This is a genomic window from Sulfitobacter sp. M22, from assembly GCF_021736025.1.
Classification (GTDB): Bacteria; Pseudomonadota; Alphaproteobacteria; order Rhodobacterales; family Rhodobacteraceae; genus Sulfitobacter; species Sulfitobacter litoralis.
The window spans coordinates 902,716-922,428 of sequence record NZ_WMEC01000001.1 but is presented as its reverse complement, the minus strand read 5'-3'; the positions used below and the strand labels follow the sequence as shown (position 1 = coordinate 922,428).

At 58.0% G+C, this 19,713-nt stretch carries 19 protein-coding genes; 15 read left to right on the top strand and 4 right to left on the bottom strand.

Translation table 11 applies throughout. The features are described 5' to 3' along the window. Window positions 1-10 precede the first annotated feature (10 nt). The 9 genes from dxr (at window position 11) to lpxB (ending at window position 9,111) form a co-directional block, all read left to right on the top strand. Window positions 11-1,183, top strand: a complete 1,173-nt coding sequence (dxr, locus tag GLP52_RS04640) for a 1-deoxy-D-xylulose-5-phosphate reductoisomerase (protein WP_093732183.1) — start codon at window positions 11-13, stop codon at window positions 1,181-1,183. Window positions 1,184-1,187: 4 nt separating this feature from the next. Continuing rightward, window positions 1,188-2,540 carry an RIP metalloprotease RseP gene (gene rseP, locus GLP52_RS04635; protein ID WP_237271680.1) on the top strand — a complete coding sequence of 451 codons (1,353 nt, stop codon included), beginning with the start codon at window positions 1,188-1,190 and terminating at the stop codon, window positions 2,538-2,540. Window positions 2,541-2,660: 120 nt separating this feature from the next. Then, window positions 2,661-2,783, top strand: a complete 123-nt coding sequence (locus tag GLP52_RS19450) for a hypothetical protein (RefSeq protein WP_272903347.1) — start codon at window positions 2,661-2,663, stop codon at window positions 2,781-2,783. Between the two features lie 250 nt (window positions 2,784-3,033). Next, window positions 3,034-5,304, top strand: a complete 2,271-nt coding sequence (gene bamA, locus GLP52_RS04630) for an outer membrane protein assembly factor BamA (protein WP_237271679.1) — start codon at window positions 3,034-3,036, stop codon at window positions 5,302-5,304. Between the two features lie 7 nt (window positions 5,305-5,311). Continuing rightward, entirely contained in the window at window positions 5,312-5,863 is a 552-nt protein-coding gene (locus GLP52_RS04625; protein ID WP_093732185.1) for an OmpH family outer membrane protein, read from the top strand. Between the two features lie 68 nt (window positions 5,864-5,931). Then, window positions 5,932-6,390, top strand: a complete 459-nt coding sequence (gene fabZ, locus GLP52_RS04620; RefSeq protein ID WP_138923362.1) for a 3-hydroxyacyl-ACP dehydratase FabZ — start codon at window positions 5,932-5,934, stop codon at window positions 6,388-6,390. Continuing rightward, window positions 6,390-7,172 carry an acyl-ACP--UDP-N-acetylglucosamine O-acyltransferase gene (lpxA, locus tag GLP52_RS04615; protein WP_093732187.1) on the top strand — a complete coding sequence of 261 codons (783 nt, stop codon included), beginning with the start codon at window positions 6,390-6,392 and terminating at the stop codon, window positions 7,170-7,172. The genes fabZ and lpxA overlap by 1 nt, the downstream gene beginning before the upstream one ends. Further along, on the top strand, window positions 7,172-7,963 hold the full coding sequence (locus GLP52_RS04610; RefSeq protein ID WP_093732188.1) for an LpxI family protein: 792 nt from the start codon (window positions 7,172-7,174) through the stop codon (window positions 7,961-7,963). Before lpxA ends, GLP52_RS04610 begins: the two co-directional genes overlap by 1 nt. Next, window positions 7,960-9,111, top strand: coding sequence for a lipid-A-disaccharide synthase (gene lpxB, locus GLP52_RS04605; RefSeq protein WP_237271678.1), 1,152 nt, complete (start codon window positions 7,960-7,962; stop codon window positions 9,109-9,111). Before GLP52_RS04610 ends, lpxB begins: the two co-directional genes overlap by 4 nt. A 144-nt stretch (window positions 9,112-9,255) precedes the next feature. Here the strand turns inward: lpxB and mnmA are convergent, their stop codons facing one another. Next, window positions 9,256-10,398, bottom strand: coding sequence for a tRNA 2-thiouridine(34) synthase MnmA (gene mnmA / locus GLP52_RS04600; RefSeq protein ID WP_093732190.1), 1,143 nt, complete (start codon window positions 10,396-10,398; stop codon window positions 9,256-9,258). Between the two features lie 148 nt (window positions 10,399-10,546). Between mnmA and sciP the strand changes: the two genes are divergently transcribed. From sciP to GLP52_RS19445, 5 genes are all read left to right on the top strand, one after another. Further along, window positions 10,547-10,831, top strand: a complete 285-nt coding sequence (sciP, locus tag GLP52_RS04595) for a CtrA inhibitor SciP (RefSeq protein ID WP_093732191.1) — start codon at window positions 10,547-10,549, stop codon at window positions 10,829-10,831. Window positions 10,832-10,927: 96 nt separating this feature from the next. After that, window positions 10,928-11,647, top strand: a complete 720-nt coding sequence (ctrA, locus tag GLP52_RS04590) for a response regulator transcription factor CtrA (protein WP_093732192.1) — start codon at window positions 10,928-10,930, stop codon at window positions 11,645-11,647. Between the two features lie 85 nt (window positions 11,648-11,732). Continuing rightward, window positions 11,733-13,853, top strand: coding sequence for an NAD-dependent DNA ligase LigA (ligA, locus tag GLP52_RS04585; protein WP_237271677.1), 2,121 nt, complete (start codon window positions 11,733-11,735; stop codon window positions 13,851-13,853). Beyond that, window positions 13,850-15,940, top strand: a complete 2,091-nt coding sequence (gene recG, locus GLP52_RS04580; RefSeq protein WP_237271676.1) for an ATP-dependent DNA helicase RecG — start codon at window positions 13,850-13,852, stop codon at window positions 15,938-15,940. The genes ligA and recG overlap by 4 nt, the downstream gene beginning before the upstream one ends. A 98-nt stretch (window positions 15,941-16,038) precedes the next feature. After that, window positions 16,039-16,167, top strand: coding sequence for a hypothetical protein (locus GLP52_RS19445; RefSeq protein WP_005853439.1), 129 nt, complete (start codon window positions 16,039-16,041; stop codon window positions 16,165-16,167). Between the two features lie 260 nt (window positions 16,168-16,427). On the opposite strand, the gene GLP52_RS04575 is transcribed toward GLP52_RS19445, so the two are convergent. Then, entirely contained in the window at window positions 16,428-16,883 is a 456-nt protein-coding gene (locus tag GLP52_RS04575; protein ID WP_237271675.1) for an iron-sulfur cluster assembly scaffold protein, read from the bottom strand. A 75-nt stretch (window positions 16,884-16,958) separates the two neighbouring features. Between GLP52_RS04575 and hisI the strand changes: the two genes are divergently transcribed. Continuing rightward, complete coding sequence (gene hisI / locus GLP52_RS04570; RefSeq protein ID WP_093732196.1) at window positions 16,959-17,324, top strand: phosphoribosyl-AMP cyclohydrolase; 366 nt, start codon at window positions 16,959-16,961, stop codon at window positions 17,322-17,324. Window positions 17,325-17,327: 3 nt separating this feature from the next. Here hisI and gluQRS read toward each other — a convergent pair whose 3' ends face one another. Beyond that, entirely contained in the window at window positions 17,328-18,164 is an 837-nt protein-coding gene (gene gluQRS / locus GLP52_RS04565) for a tRNA glutamyl-Q(34) synthetase GluQRS (protein WP_237271674.1), read from the bottom strand. Continuing rightward, complete coding sequence (trmFO, locus tag GLP52_RS04560; protein ID WP_237271673.1) at window positions 18,161-19,513, bottom strand: methylenetetrahydrofolate--tRNA-(uracil(54)-C(5))-methyltransferase (FADH(2)-oxidizing) TrmFO; 1,353 nt, start codon at window positions 19,511-19,513, stop codon at window positions 18,161-18,163. The genes gluQRS and trmFO overlap by 4 nt, the downstream gene beginning before the upstream one ends. Window positions 19,514-19,713 lie beyond the last annotated feature (200 nt).

Below are 19,713 nucleotides of genomic sequence, written 5' to 3'. Positions count from 1 at the left end.
TCCGCACCGCATGAAGAAGATTAGCATTTTCGGGGCTACCGGCTCTATCGGGCAGAACACCATTGATCTGATTGCGCGTGCGCCCGATACCTATGAGGTCGTGGCACTGACGGGGGCAAACAACATTGCGCAACTGGCAAAGGATGCGCAGCGGTTGAACGCGAAAATTGCGGTCACTGCCCATGACCACCTTTTGGAAGACCTGCGCGACGCACTGGCTGGCACCGGGATAGAGGCCGCCGCCGGGACCCAAGCGATCAATGATGCCGCCACACGACCCGCCGATTGGGTTATGTCTGCAATCATCGGGGCCGCCGGACTTGCACCAGGGGTCGCCGCGCTGAAGCAAGGCGCAACACTGGCATTGGCCAATAAGGAATCGCTGGTCTGTGCCGGTCAGCTAATGCTGGAAACCGCTGCTGCCCACAGCGCGACCATGTTGCCGGTGGATAGCGAACATTCCGCTGTCTTTCAGGCCTTGATTGGCGAGGACATGACGGCGGTCGAGCGGATCATCATCACCGCCAGCGGGGGGGCGTTCCGCGACTGGCCGTTGGAAAAGCTCGCTGATGCGACGCTAGAGCAGGCCTCTAGCCATCCGAATTGGGATATGGGGCAGCGGATCACGATCGACAGTGCATCCATGTTTAACAAAGCCATGGAAGTCATTGAAACGCGTGAATATTTCGGAGTCTCACCGGAGCAAATCGAAGTCTTGGTGCATCCGCAGTCGATGATCCACGCGCTTGTAGGGTTTAACGATGGCGCGTTGATGGCGCATATCGGCCCGCCGGACATGCGCCATGCCATCGGTTTTGCCCTCCACCACCCGAGCCGCACACATCTGCCGGTCGAGCGGCTGGACCTTGCCAAAATCGGCAGTTTTGAGTTCCGTGCGCCCGACGACACCCGCTGGCCAGCTTTGCGCCTCGCGCGGGAGGTGATGGCGCGTGGCGGAATGGCCGGTGCGGTGTTCAACGCCGCTAAAGAAGTGGCGCTGGATGGCTTTGTAGACGGCAAACTGCGTTTTCCGCAAATGGCACAGATTGTCGAAGACACAATGGAAACACTTTTCCCTGACAATGGGGTGATCGACGCGGCCATCACTCTTGATAACGTGGCCCAAGTGGACCATCTGGCAAGACAGGCCGCATGGGCCGCAATAACAAAAAGGGCAGGGTAGAGTTTTGGATATTTTCGCATTGATTCCGCAGTTTGGCGGGCTGATCTGGACGCTTCTGGCCTTTGTTATCGCCCTATCGGTGATCGTCGCGATTCATGAGTACGGCCATTATATCGTTGGTCGCTGGTCGGGTATCCATGCTGACGTCTTCTCTCTCGGGTTCGGGCCGGTGCTGTATAGTCGCGTCGATAAACGCGGCACACGTTGGCAGATTGCGGCGCTGCCCTTTGGCGGCTATGTTAAGTTTGCGGGGGATGCGGATGCTGCATCGGGAAAGGACGTCGCCGCAATGGAAGCAGCCGAGACCGACCCCAAGCGCTTGCGCGCAACAATGCATGGCGCGCCGCTGTGGGCCCGTGCAGCAACGGTTGCGGCGGGGCCGGTGTTCAACTTTGCCCTGTCCATTCTAGTATTTGCAGCCATCGGGCTGTCGGTGGGCGTGCCTCGCGACCCCATGACCGTCGGTGAATTGTACCCGCTCCCGTTTGAACAGAATGATCTGGCCACAGGCGACGAGATTGTCTCTATCGGGGGGGTGGCCCTACCGCCGATAACAGACGCGACCGCCTATGCCGACGCTTTTGCTAGCATCCCGCTTAGCCAGCCGCTGCCTTACGAAGTCAATCGCGAGGGCGCGGTGGTGACCGTGGACGGGCCTTATGTCATGCCGTCCCTGATAAAGCAGGTCATGCCGCAATCCGCCGCCTACGAGGCTGGCCTAAAAAGCGGTGACGTGATCACAGCGGTCGACGGGGCCGGAATCTTCGCGTTCCGCCAGTTGAAGACCGCGGTCGAAGCCTCGGACGGTGCGCCGCTTGAGCTTGACATCTGGCGCGATGGGCAAATGCTCGACATAACGCTGCGTCCCAAAGTGACGGACGAGCCCCAGCCCGACGGCAGCTTTAAGTCGCAGATGCGCATTGGTATCGTCGGTGGCACCGCCTTTGATACAGCCACCACTAATCCCGGCGTCCTTTCCGCGCTTTGGGGCGGGGTGGAAAACACGGGCCGGATCATCAATGGATCGCTGTCGGGCCTCAAACACATGATCGTGGGCAATATCAGCACCTGTAATCTTAGCGGGCCGGTCGGCATTGCGCAGACATCGGGGGCGATGGCATCGCAAGGGGCACAAAGCTTTATCTATTTCATCGCCGTGCTGTCGACGGCAGTGGGGTTGTTGAACCTCTTTCCGATCCCTGCGTTGGACGGCGGACATCTGGTGTTTTACGCCTACGAGGCAGTCACCGGCAAACCCCCAAGCGATGGTGCCCTGCGTGTGCTGATGACCATTGGTTTGACACTGGTGCTTGGACTGATGGTATTCGCATTGGGGAATGACCTGTTCTGCCCGTAAGCGATAATTTGCCGATATGCGGCGGTAAAAGAGGCGAAAATCTTACTTTTGCCACATTTGGCCCAAGCTGTGCCGTAATCCTTTGTCATCTTTAGCCCTAGGGTAATAAGGGGTAAGATTATGATGGCACTTAAAACAAACTATCGCGGACTGAGCTTGTTGATGGACCTGAACTGGGACCGTGCTTTGTATTTCGGATTTTTGCTGATTGCGTTGACCGCGGGCGCATGGGTTGGCGCATAAGGCGTCTTAAACGCGCTGCTGATGGGCGCCGCCGCACTGTATCGTGATTAAATAGGCCGTCGGACACTCTATATAGGTGTCTGGCGGCCTCTTCGTTTTGACAATGCGTCTTAACCTGTCTAGTCAGTACGAAAGAGTTTTTTGACAGCGGGTAGGGCAGATGATGCACAACGACAGGTGGAATAAACCCACTGAGACAGCGGTTTTCACTCCTTTTGCGAAATCCCTTCGGGGTGCTTCGTTTTGCGTAATGTTATCAGTCGCTTGGCTGGTGCCAGCGCCACATGCCGATGCGCAGAGCTATCAGTTTAATACGGTTCAGATCGACGGCAACGAACGCATCGGTGACAGCGCCATTCTTGGTCAGGCCGGAATCGCACGCGGACGCGCCATTAGCGCGGGTGAATTAAACGACGCTTATCAGAAATTGCAGGCGTCCGGCCTGTTCGAAAGCGTCGCCATCGAACCTCGGGGCGGCACGCTGGTCATCACCGTGGTGGAATTCCCCACGATCAACCGCATCAGCTTTGAAGGCAACGCGCGTATCGACGACGAAGCGCTGGCATCGGTTGTCGATTCAGACGAACGCCGTGTCTTCAATCCGACCCAAGCGGAAAAAGACGCAAACGCCATTGCCCAAGCCTATAGCAACGACGGCCGCATTGCTGCCCGTGTTCAGCCCAAGGTCATCAAGCGCGACCAGAACCGCGTCGATCTGGTTTTCGAAGTCTTCGAAGGTGACAACGTCGAGATCGAGCGTCTTAGCTTTGTTGGCAACCGCGAGTATTCCGACCGGCGTCTGCGCCGTGTTCTGGGGACCAAGCAGGCCGGCCTTTTCCGTCGTCTGATCAAACGTGATACATTTGTTCCCGAACGCATCGAAGCTGACCAGCAGATGCTACGTGATTTCTATTTGTCACGCGGCTATGTCGATATGCGTATTGCCGCGGCGAACGCGCAGCTTACCCAAGAGCGTGACGGGTATTTCGTACAGTTCAATGTCCAAGAGGGGCAGCAGTTCAAATTTGGCGAACTCACCGTTACCTCGACAATCAATGGCGTGAATGCGGATGACTACCGTGGTGTGGTCAAAACCAAATCGGGTGCCGTTTATTCACCGTCGCTGGTGGAAACCGACATCGCGCGGATGGAACGCAAAGCCATTCGCGATGGCGTCGACTTTCTTCGTGTCGAACCTGTGATCACCCGCAACGATCGCGATCTTACGTTGAACGTCGAATACCGCATTTCGCGGGGTCCACGCGTTTTTGTTGAACGGATCGATATCGAAGGCAACACCACCACGCTTGACCGTGTTATTCGCCGACAGTTTGACAGCGTTGAGGGCGACCCGTTCAACCCACGCGAGATCCGTGAAAGCGCCGAGCGTATCCGTGCTCTTGGCTATTTCGAAGGTGCCGAAGTCAACGCCCGCGAGGGGTCTTCCCCCGAACAGGTCGTGGTCGACGTGAATGTCGTTGAACAGCCTACAGGCTCGCTGAATTTCGGTGGTTCATTCTCGTCCAGCGACGGGATCGGTATCGCGGTTAGCTTTGCGGAGGATAACTTCCTTGGGCGCGGCCAAAAACTGAAGCTCACCGTAAGCACCGCCGAAGCCGCGCAGCGCTATGGGTTCAGCTTTGTAGAACCCAGCCTGCTAGGTCGCGACGTCGCATTCGGGCTGAACCTCGATTATGCCGAAACCAGCTCGTCCTATAACTCATTCGACACAGAGCGTATCGTTGTGCAGCCAACGCTGTCTTTCCCCGTCAGTGAAAACGGGCGCTTGGGGCTCAACTATACCTACGACGATCTCGAGATGTCCGCGCGTGACGACACCACTACGGGTTTTGTTGTTGCAAATGACATTGCGGCGGGCCGTCAGGTGACGTCTTCGGTCGGCTATAACTACAACTATGATACCCGTCGCGCCGGTTTGGACCCGACCTCGGGCGTTTTGCTGCAGTTCGGTCAGGATTTTGCAGGCATCGGTGGTGACACCAAGTTTGTAAAAACCACAGCCAAGGCCATCGGCGAAAAACGCATCTTCAACGAAGAGGTGACATTGCGCGCCACGCTGCAAGGTGGCGCACTGGCATGGAGCGAAGGCAACAACCGCGTGTCAGACCGTTTTGTGATTGGTCCGTCGATCATGCGTGGTTTTGAAACAGGCGGCATCGGCCCGCGTGATCAAAGCAACGGGTCGGACGATTCGATTGGCGGTAACCTGTTTGTCGTCGGTAGCTTAGAGGCGGAATTCCCACTGGGGCTGCCCGAGGAATACGGGATCAGCGGCGGCGTTTTCTATGACGTCGGTAATGTCTGGAACCTGGATGATGTAGAGATCCCCACAGGGTCGTCCATCGTTGGTGAATCAGGGTCGTTCCGCCATGTGATCGGGGTCTCGCTCTTTTGGGATACACCGGTCGGTCCTTTGCAATTCAACATGTCTAAAGCGTTGAAAAAAGAAGACTACGACGAAGAACAGAAGTTCGAAGTGACCCTGCGGACTGACTTCTGAGGTCAATATGAAGCTGCGGGCACTCTTGATCTGCCTTCTGCCGGTGCTGCCCCTTGGGGCGGTGCCGGTTTTTGCACAGCAACAGGCTGAACGCCGCTTGGTGCAAAGCCCGATCCTGACCATTGATTCCGACCGCGTCTTTACCGAAAGCGCCTTTGGTTTGCGCGTCGCGGACGACGTCGAAACCCAAAGTGCTGAAATCTCTGCTGAAAACCGTCTGATCGAAGCGGACTTGAAGGCCGAAGAACGCAAGCTTACGGACCAGCGGAGCAAGCTTAGTCCCGATGCCTTCAGCGGACTTGCAGATGCATTTGACGAAAAAGTTCAGAAAACCCGAGCGTCTCAGGCAGCCAAGGGGCGTGCACTGAATGAGCTGGTCGAAAAAGAGCGCCACGTGTTTCTGGCCGCGGCAGGACCGGTGTTGGAACAAATGATGCGCGAAGCAGGGGCCGCTGTGATCCTTGAACGTCGATCGGTTTTTGTCAGCGCCAACGCCATCGACATCACCGACGAGGCCATCGAACGGCTGGATGCGTCGGTCGGCAGCGGCAAGAACTGATCCCCCCGCTTGCCCATGGCGGCCAGAATTGGTAGCCACAATACAGCTTTTAACAGACAGGACATGCAATGACCGACACCCTGCCAAGTGCCGATATCCAGATGATCCAACGGATCATTCCGCACCGCTATCCCTTTTTGCTGGTCGATAAAGTGGTCGATATCCAAGGCACGCAAAGCGCCGTCGGGATCAAGAACGTCACGATGAACGAACCGCATTTTCAGGGGCATTTTCCCGGTATGCCAATCATGCCTGGCGTCACCATCGTCGAAGCCATGGCGCAGACTGCGGCTGTGATGGTTGGCGTCACGCTCGAAATGGCGGACAAGGACATGAAGGTTTATTTCATGGCCATCGACAAGTGCAAATTCCGCCGCAAGGTCATTCCCGGGGACGTCGTCCGGATGGAGCTGACCACCCTGCGCGGCAAGCCGGGCGGCAAGGTCTGGAAGTTCGGCGGCGTCGCGTCGGTCGAGGGTGAGATGGCCGCTGAAGTTGAATTTACAGCGATGATGGACCTGTCCTGATGGGCAATGTCCACCCAAGTGCGGTGATCGAAGAGGGCGCGCAGATTGCGGCCTCTGCCAAGGTTGGTCCGTTCTGCGTGATCGGGTCCCAGGTCGTGCTGCAGGACGACGTGGAGGTGAAATCCCACGCTATCGTCACCGGCGACACGGAAGTTGGTGAAGGCACGGTGATCTTTTCGTTCGCGGTGATCGGCGAAATCCCTCAAGACCTTAAGTTCAAGGGGGAAACCAGCCGGCTGGTGATCGGGAAACGCAACCGGATTCGTGAACATGTCACCATGAACGGCGGGACCGAAGGTGGGGGTGGCCTGACCAAGATCGGCGACGACGGGCTGTTCATGGCAGGCTGTCACATTGCACACGACGCGATCCTTGGCGATCGGGTGATCGTGGTGAACAATGCCGCCGTGGCAGGGCATTGCATCATTGAAGACGACGTACTGATCGGCGGGCTTGCGGGTATCCACCAGTTCGTGCGCATCGGGCGTGGCGCTATTATCGGTGCCGTGACGATGGTGACCAATGACGTGATCCCCTACGGGCTGGTGCAAGCGCCGCGTGGCGTGCTGGACGGGTTGAACCTTGTCGGGCTCAAACGGCGCGGTGTCACCCGCGCGGATATCACAGCGTTGCGGGCGGCGTTTCAGATGCTGGCGCAGGGCGAGGGCACTTTCCACGACCGCGCACGCCGCTTGGGCGAGGAAACCGGCAGCGATTACGTGCGCGAGATCGTCGACTTCGTTCTCGCCGACACAGGTCGCCATTTTCTGACGCCGGGTTGATGCTGGCGCTGATCGCAGGAGGCGGCGGACTGCCTCAACGGGTGGTGTCATCTCTGTCCGACGCGCCTTTGGTTTGCGCCTACGAGGGGACTGCACCAGTGGGGCTGGTGCCCGATCTGGGGTTTCGGCTTGAGACGCTTGGCAGCCTTTTGGTTACGCTTCGCACGCGCGGCATCACGCGGGTTTGTTTCTGTGGCGCGGTTACACGCCCGTCGTTCGATCCTTCAAAGCTTGATGCCGCAACGCTGCCTTTGGTGCCGGCGTTCCAAAAGGCGCTTGCCGCTGGTGATGACGGTGCCTTGCGCGCCTTGGTTGATATCTTCGAGACAGCGGGCTTTGACGTTGTAGCCGCACATGAACTAGTGCCTGACCTGATGGCAGGCGAAGGCGTATTCAGCCAGCGTCAGCCGGATGCGCAGATGAATGACGACGCCGCCCGCGGTGCCGCGTTGGTACGTTGTCTCGCCCCGATGGATGTCGGCCAATGTTGCGTTGTCGGCCAAGGACAGGTCATGGGCATAGAGACGATCGGCGGGACCGATCACCTGCTGTCTACGTTGCCCACACGCGCGCGTGGCGTTGATGCAATCCTGTTCAAAGGACCGAAACCGGGCCAGAGCCATCTGGTTGATATGCCAACCATTGGCCCGGACACGCTGCGCCGCGCCCATGAGGCAGGGCTGTCAGGGGTGGTGATCGAAGCCGGTGCCCTGATCGTGCTTGAACCCGAGGTTTGCGTGAGGCTGGCAGATGAAGTGAACCTCGTACTATGGGCTAGGACCGCAGGATGAAGGTGTTTATCGTCGCGGGTGAACCGTCGGGCGACCGTCTGGGGGGCGCGTTGATGGCGGGACTAAAGTCGCTGCGCCCTGACATCACATTCGAAGGGATCGGTGGGACGGATATGGCGGCCGAGGGGCTGGCCAGCCGTTTCAACATGTCGGAACTGTCGGTCATGGGGATCGCCGAGATTTTGCCCAAGTACAGATCACTGATGGCACGGATCAACGAGACGGCGCAGGCCGTCGTGGACGCCAAGCCCGATGTGATGATCACCATCGACAGCCCCGATTTCTCGCTCCGCGTGGCCAAGCGGGTTAAGGCCGTGTCGACTATCCGCACCGTGCATTACGTAGCTCCGACGGTCTGGGCATGGCGCCCCGGTCGGGCCAAGAAGATGGCACAGTTTATTGATCATGTGCTGGCGCTTTTCCCCTTTGAGCCCCCGTTGATGGAGGCCGAAGGCATGGCCTGTGATTTCGTCGGTCATCCGGTGGTCGGAGAAAAAATCGCATCGCACCGTGAAGCCGCTGCATTCCGGCAGGCCCATGAGATTGGTGACGCCCCCCTGCTTTTGGTGCTGCCAGGCTCGCGCCGGTCAGAGGTGGCGCGGCTGTCGGGCGTCTTTGGCGACGCCGTCGCGGGCTTTGCCCACACGCATCCCGACGCACGGGTCGTCATTCCTGCGGCAGGTCCTGTCGCCGAAGCGGTGATCGCACAGACCAAAGACTGGGCCGTGCGCCCCATCGTCCTTGACCCGCGCGTCGGGACGCGTGCAGGCAGTGCCGCGATGAAACGCGCAGCCTTTGCTGCGGCCGATGTCGCTTTAGCGGCCTCTGGGACTGTCTCGCTGGAACTGGCGGCGGCGTCTTTGCCTATGGTGATCGCCTATCGGATGAACTGGCTCAGCTTCCGTCTGATCAAGGCGATGGCGCTGATTGATACAGTAACGCTGGTGAACCTCGTCTCTGACACGCGGGTGGTGCCGGAATTTCTAGGCCCCGATTGCACGCCCCAAAAGATCGCCGGCGGTTTGGAGCATGTCTTTGCCCATCCCGAAGAACAAAAAGACGCTATGGCGCTAACGATGGAGCGTTTAGGCAAGGGCGGCGACGCACCTGGCCTACGCGCAGCGCGAGCGGTGCTGTCGCGGTTGTAGGTATCCACCTAATTGTCGCTGAAAGAGAGACGCTGCCCCTCGAACGCGCGACGTAAATGAGGGGCGCTGCCCCTCAAACTCACGACACAAATGAAGGGCTCCGCCCCTCAAACTCCCCGGGATTTTAAGCCATTTGGAAGGGGTTCAGCCCTTGTGGATCCATCCGCCGCCGAAAATACGGGTGCTTTCGGGGTCGTAGAACACACAGGCCTGACCGGGGGAAATGCCTTCCTCGGGGGTGAGCAGCTCTACCGTGGCTTCGGTATCAGAGATGGGGCGCAGAATTGCATCAATGGGCGGGCGCGTTGAGCGGACACGCACGGCAATGGGCCATTCGGACTGGGACATTAACGGGGTTTCACCCAACCAGTTGATCTCTCTTACAGGGACGGTGCGGGTGGCCAGCATCGATTTTGGCCCCACGATGACCTGCCCCTTATCCGCGTCAAGCTTAACCACGTAAAGCGGGTCGGCCAACCCGCCGATACCAAGCCCGCGACGTTGCCCGATGGTATAATTAATCACCCCGTCATGCCGGGCAAGTACAGTGCCATCAGTATCGACAATATCACCGGGATTGGCCGCTTCGGGGCGCAGCTTGCGGATCACTGACGCATAATCGCCATTTGGGACAAAGCAGATATCCTGGCTGTCCGGTTTGTCCGCAACGCTAAGGCCGTATTTTGCGGCAAGCGCCCGTGTGTCATTCTTGGAGGGCAGGTGCCCTAGGGGAAAGCGCAGATAATCGAGCTGTTCGGGCGTGGTGGAGAACAAAAAATAGCTTTGATCGCGGTTGGCATCTGCCGCACAATGCAGTTCGGCCCCGTCTGCCCCCATCTTGCGTTGGATGTAGTGACCAGTGGCCATGCAATCGGCGTCCAGATCCTTGGCTGTTTCCAGCAGGTCCTTGAATTTGACCCGTTCGTTACAGCGGATGCAGGGCACCGGCGTGGCCCCCCCCAGATAGCTGTCAGCGAATTCGTCGATCACCGCATCCTTGAACACGTTTTCATAGTCGAGCACGTAATGTGGAAAGCCCATGGATTCCGCGACGCGGCGCGCGTCATGGATATCGATTCCGGCACAACACGCCCCTTTGCGCGCCAGCGCGGCACCGTGGTCGTAAAGCTGTAGCGTAACCCCGACGACATCATAGCCTTCCTCGGCCAGCATCGCGGCCACGACAGAACTATCGACGCCACCAGACATCGCCACAACGACGCGGGTGTCGGCAGGGGCTTTTGCAAAGCCCAACGAATTAAGCGGCGGGGTGCGGTCAAGCGGCATGGTCATACTCCGGGAGGTTTGAGGCTTAATATAGGAAAATTGGCGATACTCTCAAGGGGTGACTTCACCAGTCGTTAACGCGCCGCGACCTAGCTTGCACACGATATGACCGGTCGCGTGGCCGGTGTTGGTAAGGGGTAGAAAGGGAATGATTGTGTATCTGAAAAAAGTCGGACGTCCCAGAGCTGTGACATTGCCCGACGGGTCCAGTTTTAGCCTCGCTGATCTGCCTGACTGTAACACACGCCGCTGGGTGGCATCGCGCAAAGCCGCCGTGGTGCGCGGCGTTCTATATGGGTTGATCACCGAAGCTGACGCAGAAGAACGATACGGGGTGGGACGCGATGAATTTGTGGAATGGGTACGTGCTGTTTCTGATCATGGGGAAACGGCGTTGCGCGCCACAGCGCTACAAAAGTATAGACAACTTTAAGTTGCTAGCTTAACTATTTAAGCACTATTAACGAGTGGTTAAACCTTTTTGGTCACGGTGCATATTACACCCAATTCATTTAAGCGGAGTGAGAAAATGCGAATACTGCTGGTTGAAGATGACCCAACCACGTCCAAGAGCATCGAGCTGATGCTGACCCATGCCAATCTCAACACCTATACCACCGACCTTGGGGAGGAAGGGATCGATCTGGCGAAACTGTATGACTACGACCTTATCCTGCTTGATCTGGATCTGCCCGATATGAATGGGCACGACGTCTTGCGGCAATTACGCCTGAGCAAGATTGAGACGCCCATTTTGATCCTCTCGGGCTCTGATGATACAGAAAACAAGATCAAAGGGTTTGGATTTGGCGCGGATGATTATCTGACCAAACCGTTCCACCGGGAAGAGCTTGTCGCCCGTATTCACGCGATCATCCGTAGGTCGAAGGGCCATTCGCAGTCCGTCATTAATGTCGGACGGGTGTCAGTTAACCTTGACGCCAAGTCGGTGACCGTGGCGGGCAAACCGGTCCATCTTACGGGCAAGGAATATCAGATGTTCGAGCTTTTGAGTCTGCGCAAAGGGTCCACATTGACGAAAGAAATGTTTTTGAACCATCTTTACGGGGGAATGGACGAGCCGGAGTTGAAAATCATCGATGTTTTTATCTGCAAATTGCGTAAAAAGTTGAACATTGCGACCGGAGGAGAAAACTATATCGAGACGGTCTGGGGCCGTGGCTATGTGCTGCGCGATCCGATCAGCATGGGCTTCCCCGAACCGGAGAGATTGGCGGTTGGCGGCTAGTCACTCAAGTTAGGGAAATAATGTAGACGTCGGGTGGCTCCCTGCGTATCTAGCCCTCAGTCGAAACAGTAGGCTGGGGCAAACCGTGACTGATAAAACCGCACTTCAGGATCTTTCTCAGGAGGATGCAAAGGCCGAATTGGCGCGGCTGGCTGACCTGCTGAGCCGTGCGAATAAGGCGTATCACACGCAGGATGCGCCAGAACTGTCGGACGCGGAATACGATCGCCTGAAGCTACGGAATACGACGATCGAGGGCCGTTTTCCAACCCTTAAACGCGCCGACAGTCCGAGCGACAAGGTTGGTGCTGCGCCAGCGGAAGGGTTCAGCAAACTACGGCATGATGTGCCGATGCTGTCCTTGGGGAATGCGTTCGAAGACGATGACGTTGTCGATTTTAGCGCACGCATTCGAAAGTACTTGGGGCTACCCCCGGGGGCACCATTGGCGTTTACGGCTGAGCCAAAGATCGACGGGCTTTCGCTGTCGTTGCGCTATGAGAAGGGCGATCTGGTTCAGGCCGCCACGCGCGGCGACGGGGCTGTGGGAGAGAATGTCACTGCGAATGCGCGCACCATCGGAACAATCCCGACACGGATCGAGGGCGCACCGGACCTGCTTGAGGTGCGCGGCGAAGTCTATATGCGGCACGATGACTTTGACGCGCTGAACGCCCGCCAGACTGCAAATGGCGGTAAGGTATTCGCCAACCCCCGCAACGCTGCTGCTGGGTCATTACGTCAGCTGGATGCTGAAATGACCCGCGCGCGGCCCTTGGCTTTTTTTGCCTATGCATGGGGCGCGTTGTCTGAACCATTGGCCGAAACGCAGTATCAGGCAATCGCGCGACTGAAAGGCTTCGGATTTGACACCAACCCCCTGACCACCCTGTGCGACGGTCCGCAAGCAATGATCGCACACTACCGCAAGATCGAAGAGCAACGTGCGACGCTTGGCTATGATATCGATGGCGTGGTCTACAAAGTGAATGACCTTGCTTTGCAAGATCGGCTTGGCTTTCGATCAACAACCCCCCGTTGGGCGATTGCGCATAAATTCCCCGCCGAACTTGCTTGGACCCGGCTCGAGGATATCACCATTCAGGTCGGGCGCACCGGTGCGTTGTCACCCGTGGCCAGACTACAACCTGTAACCGTGGGCGGCGTCGTCGTGTCGAACGCCACGCTTCACAACGAAGATTACATCAAAGGGCTGGATAGCAAAGGGGCCACGATACGCGAAGGTAAGGATGTGCGCGTCGGCGATTGGGTGCAGGTGTACCGCGCGGGCGATGTGATCCCCAAGATCGCGGATGTGGACCTATCCAAACGACCCGAGGACGCCGACGCTTTCGCCTACCCCACGCTTTGCCCCGAATGCGGGAGTGACGCCATACGCGAAGAAGGCGACGCTGTGCGGCGTTGCACGGGCGGCCTAATTTGTCCGGCGCAAGCAGTTGAAAAGCTGAAACATTTCGTCTCTCGGGGTGCCTTTGACATTGACGGCTTGGGCGCAAAACAGGTCGAACAGTTCCATACCGACGGCTGGATTGCAGAGCCTGCGGATATTTTCACGCTGAAGTCCCGCTTTGCAAGCGGCATGCAGCAGTTGAAAAACCGTGATGGCTGGGGAGAAAAATCCGCTGACAAGCTGTTCCAAGCCATCGATGATAAGCGGAAAATACCACTGTCCCGCGTGATCTTTGCGCTTGGTATCCGACATGTCGGGGAAGCGGCCTCAAATCTCATCGCACAACATTACGGTAGCTGGACAACGTTCGAGCGCGCCATGGAGCAGGCCAAAACAGGTGACGGGCCGGCCTGGAGTGATCTGATCGGAGTAGATGGTGTTGGCCAGGTGATGGCGCAATCTTTGGTCAACACTTTCGCCCAAGAGGCCGAGCGCGCATCGATCGACCGTCTGGTCGCCCAACTTTCGGTGCAGGATGTGGCGCGCCCAGATACTGACGGGTCGCCTGTGGCAGGCAAAACCGTCGTCTTTACCGGCACGCTGGAAAAGATGACCCGCGCAGAGGCCAAGGCGCGGGCGGAACGGCTCGGGGCCAAGGTCTCGGGTTCTGTCAGCGCTAAAACGGATATTCTGGTGGCGGGCCCAGGGGCCGGGTCCAAAGCGAAAAAGGCCGCTGATCTAGGCATTCAGACGATGGATGAGGACGGTTGGCTTGCGCTGATCGCAGACGCATGACGGGCCGCCCCGAAGCGCTATTCCCTTTGTTTTCCAAGCTGGAAACGCTTGAAGGGGTCGGGCCGAAAACCGCGCAGAACTTCGCCCAACTTGGCGTGATGGCACCGCGTGACCTGTTGTTTACATTGCCCTATTCCGGCATCGACCGGCGGCTCCAAGGCTCGGTTCAAGATGCGATCTTGCCCACGACGGTGACGGTCGCTGTTACCGTTGGGGCGCATCGCGCGCCGGCGAATAAAGGCGGTGCCTACCGTATTCATGTCGAGGACAGCGCCACCGCCTTTCAGCTGGTTTTTTTCCATGCCCGTGGGGATTACTGGAAACGGCAGATGCCCGAAGGGTCGCGCCGTATCGTGTCGGGACGGGTGGAGCTCTTTGACGGCATCCCCCAGATGGTCCACCCTGATTTCGTCGTTCCCGAAGCAGAGGCCGGCGACATTCCAACGTTTGAACCGGTGTATCCGCTGACCAGCGGGATTACGCAAAAGCTGATGTACAAAGCCACCCGTGCCGCGCTGTCGCGTGCGCCAGAGGTTGGCGAATGGATTGATCCCAATCAGAAAAAACAAGAAGACTGGCCCGATTTCGCCGACGCCTTGCAGCAGGCCCATGCGCCGCGCGACATGGCCGATCTGTCTTCTGCCGCGCCGGCACGGGCGCGGTTGGCCTATGATGAATTGCTGGCCCATCAACTGACCCTTGCCCTCGCGCGGGCCAAAGACCGGCGTAAGGCCGGGCGCGAGACGGTTGGCAACGGCACGCTTCAGCAGCGCGTGCTCAAGGCGTTGCCCTATGCGCCGACCGCTGCGCAGACCCGCGCCATTGGCGAGATTACAAATGACATGGCGTATGGCACGCGGATGAACCGCTTACTTCAGGGGGACGTGGGAGCGGGCAAGACTTTGGTCGCCTTTATGGCGCTTTTGTGCGCTGTCGAGGCCGGCGGGCAAGGTGTTTTGATGGCCCCGACAGAAATCCTTGCGCGTCAACACCTTGAAGGGCTTCGCCCGTTGGCGGAGCAAGCCGGTGTGGTGCTTGAACTTTTGACCGGACGCGACAAAGGGGCTGAACGACGGGCAAAGCTTGCAGCGTTGGAAGGTGGCGCGATCCAGATCCTGGTCGGCACCCATGCGGTGTTTCAGGCGGATGTCGCCTTTGGCGATTTGCGCCTTGCGGTGGTCGATGAACAGCACCGCTTTGGCGTACGCCAGCGGCTTGAGCTTGGACGAAAGGGGCAGGCGGTTGATGTCTTGGTCATGACCGCCACGCCAATCCCACGGTCGCTGGCTTTGGCGCAATATGGCGACATGGACGTTTCTGTGCTGGACGAAAAGCCCCCCGGTCGGAAACCCATTCGCACAGCTCTGATCGCGACCGACCGGATGGAGGAGGTCGTTACGCGTTTGCGCGCCGCAATCAACGAGGGACGGCAATGCTATTGGGTGTGCCCGCTGGTCGAGGAAAGCGAGGTCAGCGATCTCATCGCTGCAGAGGCGCGGTTCAAACACCTGCGCGCTGCCTTGGGCGAGGGCGTTGTTGGATTGGTCCACGGGCAAATGCCCCCTGCGGACAAAGATGCCGCCATGCGCGCCTTTCAGAAGGGGGAGACTAAGCTGCTGGTTGCTACGACCGTGATCGAGGTTGGCGTCGACGTGCCAAACGCAAGCATCATTGTGATTGAACGCGCCGAAAGCTTTGGTCTGGCACAGCTACACCAGTTGCGCGGCCGTGTGGGGCGCGGGCAGGCGGCCTCTACCTGTTTGCTGATGTATCAGGCCCCGCTCAGCGAAACCGGCCGTCAGCGGCTCGAGGTTCTGCGCGAAAGCGAGGACGGTTTTGTAATCGCGGAAACCGATCTGAAGATGCGCGGCACCGGCGATCTGATCGGGACGGCGCAATCGGGCGTGCCACGGTTCAGGGTTGCAGACCTAGAAAAGCAGGCCGCTCTTATGCAGGTGGCCCAATCAGATGCGCGGGCGTTGCTGGCGGTGGACCCTGATTTGACGACCCCCCGCGGTACGTCAGCACGTCTGCTTTTGTGGCTGATGCGGCAGGATGAAGCGATACGTTTAATATCAGTGGGTTAACGGGTAGATCCCATTTTGTTCTCCTTTGTTCTCATAAAGTTCTTTACACGGGAGCGTGAAAATGAGAACAAATAGGCAACGGAAACGGGAGAACGCACATGACCACGATCCTTACAGTCAAAGCCATTGCTAAACGGTCGAAAGACACGCTGTTACAAGACGCCGCAGGGGCGGCTGCCTTGGTTGTTATTCTCGTGGTCGGCCTGCACCTTCCCGCCTTCGTTTGACTTCTGCCTGCGTACCCCGTGTCGTTTTGATCTAGCCCGCGCATCTGTCCCAAACTTTATGCGTTGGCGAAGTCCGCAATATCTTCGTCCCAGTGCCAGAGTTGTCCCCTCTGACGCGGATCAAAACGAGCCTTCACGGTCATCGCATCCTTGCGCCGCCATCCTATCGGGATGTGCGGCGTTTTTTTTCGGCAGTTATATAGCGGCAAATGAACGATAAGGGTGCAGCAACTGAGCGGCTGGTGCCCCTGCAATACAGCTTATCCGTTCTGCACGACCGTTTGGGTTTGTTCCATCGCTTCGGCCAATGCCTCTATCGAAAGCAAGATCGACGCATGACGGTTTTTATAGGCGACAGCGGGGGTCAGCACCTCGAACCCGTCAAAGGGCGCGTCTGGCACAGGGCCTTTGCCTTTTAACATCGCCTTGAGCTGATCCCGCGCCGTTTGAATTTGCCCAAGGGAAGCACCAACAGCGGCAGCCCCAGTCACAGCGGCAGAGGCTTGGCCAAGCGCGCAGGCTTTGACGTCTTGTCCCATTTGGATCAACTCTCCGTCTTTGACCACCACGTCGACGGTCACTGTTGATCCGCAAAGGGGCGAACGGCGTGTCACACTGGCGTCTGGTTCGTCCAAACGGCCCACATGCGGAATATCAGCCGCAAGCCCCAATATCCGCGCTGAATAGAGCTTGATCAGGTCTGTGTCGTCACTCATGGCTGTTCCTTTCCGCAGTTAATCCCTACATAAGCTTTCACGTGGATGATGCAAAAATAAACTGAAGGCTTGGCCATGGACTTTGACACCAGCACTTTGAAATACAACGAAGCAGGGCTGATCCCCGCAATCGCGCAGGATGCGGTTTCGGGCGAGGTATTGATGATGGCATGGATGAATGCACAGGCCGTAAGCCAGACGCTGGATACCGGACGCGTCACATACTGGAGCAGGTCACGGCAATCGTTCTGGATCAAGGGTGATACCAGCGGCCATGTGCAAGAGCTGGTTGAACTGCGCATCGATTGCGACCGCGACTGTTTGCTGGTCAAGGTAAACCAGACCGGTGCGGCGTGCCACACAGGGCGGCGGACCTGCTTTTATACGGTTGTCGAAGATGGCGTTGAACGCATCACGCTTGATGTGATGGATGATAAATAGCCTCTAAAGACCTATCATTAAACGAATATCATCCGGAGACGCGCCATCTTTCCGATAGACAGAGATCGCGCGCGCATCGTCTCGTTTTGCCAGTCGCTTGCCATCATCATCACGAATAAGATCGTGATGGTGATAGCGCGGCGGCGTGTGACCCAGCAAATCCAACAGTAAAATCTGAACCTGCGTGAATTCAAAAAGATCAACGCCGCGGACCACATGGGTGATATTCTGGCGGATGTCATCGATGGCCGAGGCGAGGAAATACGCTGCGGTCTGGATATCCTTTCGACCAATTACGATGTCGCCGATTTCATCCAGAAGTGCAGCCGGATCAATGGGATGTACGCCACAGTGCAGGGGCCCGTCTTCGATGAAACCCAGCTCAACCGAAGCTTGTTTCAGTGCACGGTCCATATGAAGGCGGACGGCATCGCCGGCACCACGTTCAACCATGCTGCGCGTTTTGCAGCTTTGGGGGTAAACCGCATGCGGCGCGCCTTCTTGCGGGGCTGCTAATGCGGAGGCGATATCCTTGCGACTGCACCTGCATGGGTATGTCAGGCCACGTGAAGTAAGCCCTTCAACGCTTTGATTATAAATATCAAGATGCGCCGACTGCATCAAGGGAGGCGCATCCCATGTGATGCCAAGCCACGCCAGATCGTCCAGCGTTTGGCGCACATACTCCGGCTTTGACCGCTCCAGATCCGTGTCCTCGAACCGGAGGAGAAATCTACCTCCCTGTGCGCGCGCTATATCGTGAGCTATCAGCGCAGAATAGGCGTGCCCCAGATGCAGCGGCCCGGTGGGTGATGGCGCAAACCGGGTGCAAAAGCTCATGCAGTGGGGGCGCTGCTGTCCAGCCAGTCTTGCCAGTCGACTTTGGCACGATCAGTATAGGCCTTATAGCGATCCTTGCGCCCGCGGCGTCCCGCTTTCAGCCCCTCGACCGGTGGGAACAGACCGAAGTTGACGTTCATCGGCTGGAAGGTTTTTGCATCCGCACCCCCGGTGATGTGGGTGATCAATGCGCCTGTCGCCGTCGTCGGAGGCGGCGGGGTTGCTGCCTCGCCGTTGATTTCAGCCACCGCAAGACGCCCCGCAAGCAATCCCATTGCGGCACTTTCAACATACCCTTCGACGCCGGTGATCTGGCCCGCAAAGCGCACATTCGGCTGGCTGCGAAGCCGCATCTGTTCATCCAGCAAGGTGGGCGAATTGAGGAAAGTATTCCGGTGAATGCCCCCAAGGCGGGCGAAGGAAGCATTTTCCAGCCCCGGAATCATCCGCAGCACCTCTGTCTGGGCCCCGTATTTCATCTTGGTTTGAAAGCCGACGATATTATACAATGTTCCCAGCTTGTTATCACGGCGCAACTGCACCACGGCATAGGCTTTGGTTTCGGGATCATGGGGGTTGGTCAGGCCTACGGGCTTCATCGGACCAAAGCGGAGGGTTTCGCGCCCGCGTTCGGCCATCACCTCGATCGGAAGACAGCCGTCAAAGTAGCCGGCGGTTTCGCCTTCTTTAAATTCGGTTTTATCGGCGGCCAAGAGCGCGTCGATGAACGCCTCGTATTGATCCTTGGTCATCGGGCAATTGAGGTAAGCAGTGCGCTCTTCCTCGGTTTCGCCCTTGTCATAGCGCGACTGCATCCACGCTTTGCTCATGTCGATGCTGTCGTGATAGATAATCGGCGCGATGGCGTCGAAAAAGGCCAGCGCCTCGGCACCGGTTTGGGCTGCAATAGATTGCGCCATATCACCCGAGGTCAACGGGCCGGTCGCAATAATCCAGTGGCCGTCGCGGGGCAGGTCGGTGATCTCTCCGTATTCGACAGAAATATTGGGGTGCGCCATCAGCGCATCCGTCACTGATTGCGCAAAAGGATCGCGGTCCACCGCCAAGGCACCACCCGCAGGCAGGCGGTGCTTTTCCGCTGTGGCCATGATCAACCCGTTCGCAGCGCGCATTTCCCAATGAAGCAGGCCCACAGCGTTCTGTTCATCGTCATCGGAACGGAAGGAGTTGGAGCAAACCATCTCTCCCAATAGTCCCGTTTGATGCGCAAATGTGCCAACCTTTGGCCTCATTTCATGCAGCACAACCTGAATGCCTGCGTTTGCAGCCTGCCAAGCGGCCTCTGATCCGGCCATGCCGCCGCCGATGATATGGAGTGTATGTGTCATGCCTGCGATGTAGGGCAGGGGCTGGCGCGGCGCAATAGCCAGTGGTGTCTGCGAGGTGAAACATGGCTCAGGCCGCGGTCGACACAGCCACCTGAATTCATCGCATATCAAGGAGGGGGGGGATTTTTGGGGTCGCCGCTGCGGGAACGGTCGGTCAGTGAGAGGCTGACCTGGAGGGACCTTCCGCCATCGGCGACCCA

Excerpts from the sequence above, each read along its gene's own strand:
- trmFO (WP_237271673.1), bottom strand. The coding sequence starts at position 19,513 with ATGACACATACACTCCATATCATCGGCGGCGGCATGGCCGGATCAGAG.
- fabZ (WP_138923362.1), top strand. The coding sequence starts at position 5,932 with ATGACCGACACCCTGCCAAGTGCCGATATCCAGATGATCCAACGGATC.
- bamA (WP_237271679.1), top strand. The coding sequence starts at position 3,034 with ATGTTATCAGTCGCTTGGCTGGTGCCAGCGCCACATGCCGATGCGCAG.
- recG (WP_237271676.1), top strand. The coding sequence starts at position 13,850 with ATGACGGGCCGCCCCGAAGCGCTATTCCCTTTGTTTTCCAAGCTGGAA.
- lpxA (WP_093732187.1), top strand. The coding sequence starts at position 6,390 with ATGGGCAATGTCCACCCAAGTGCGGTGATCGAAGAGGGCGCGCAGATT.
- lpxB (WP_237271678.1), top strand. The coding sequence starts at position 7,960 with ATGAAGGTGTTTATCGTCGCGGGTGAACCGTCGGGCGACCGTCTGGGG.
- GLP52_RS04625 (WP_093732185.1), top strand. The coding sequence starts at position 5,312 with ATGAAGCTGCGGGCACTCTTGATCTGCCTTCTGCCGGTGCTGCCCCTT.
- GLP52_RS04610 (WP_093732188.1), top strand. The coding sequence starts at position 7,172 with ATGCTGGCGCTGATCGCAGGAGGCGGCGGACTGCCTCAACGGGTGGTG.
- mnmA (WP_093732190.1), bottom strand. The coding sequence starts at position 10,398 with ATGCCGCTTGACCGCACCCCGCCGCTTAATTCGTTGGGCTTTGCAAAA.
- GLP52_RS19450 (WP_272903347.1), top strand. The coding sequence starts at position 2,661 with ATGATGGCACTTAAAACAAACTATCGCGGACTGAGCTTGTTGATGGAC.
- sciP (WP_093732191.1), top strand. The coding sequence starts at position 10,547 with ATGATTGTGTATCTGAAAAAAGTCGGACGTCCCAGAGCTGTGACATTG.
- hisI (WP_093732196.1), top strand. The coding sequence starts at position 16,959 with ATGGACTTTGACACCAGCACTTTGAAATACAACGAAGCAGGGCTGATC.
- GLP52_RS04575 (WP_237271675.1), bottom strand. The coding sequence starts at position 16,883 with ATGAGTGACGACACAGACCTGATCAAGCTCTATTCAGCGCGGATATTG.
- gluQRS (WP_237271674.1), bottom strand. The coding sequence starts at position 18,164 with ATGAGCTTTTGCACCCGGTTTGCGCCATCACCCACCGGGCCGCTGCAT.
- GLP52_RS19445 (WP_005853439.1), top strand. The coding sequence starts at position 16,039 with ATGACCACGATCCTTACAGTCAAAGCCATTGCTAAACGGTCGAAAGAC.
- dxr (WP_093732183.1), top strand. The coding sequence starts at position 11 with ATGAAGAAGATTAGCATTTTCGGGGCTACCGGCTCTATCGGGCAGAAC.
- ctrA (WP_093732192.1), top strand. The coding sequence starts at position 10,928 with ATGCGAATACTGCTGGTTGAAGATGACCCAACCACGTCCAAGAGCATC.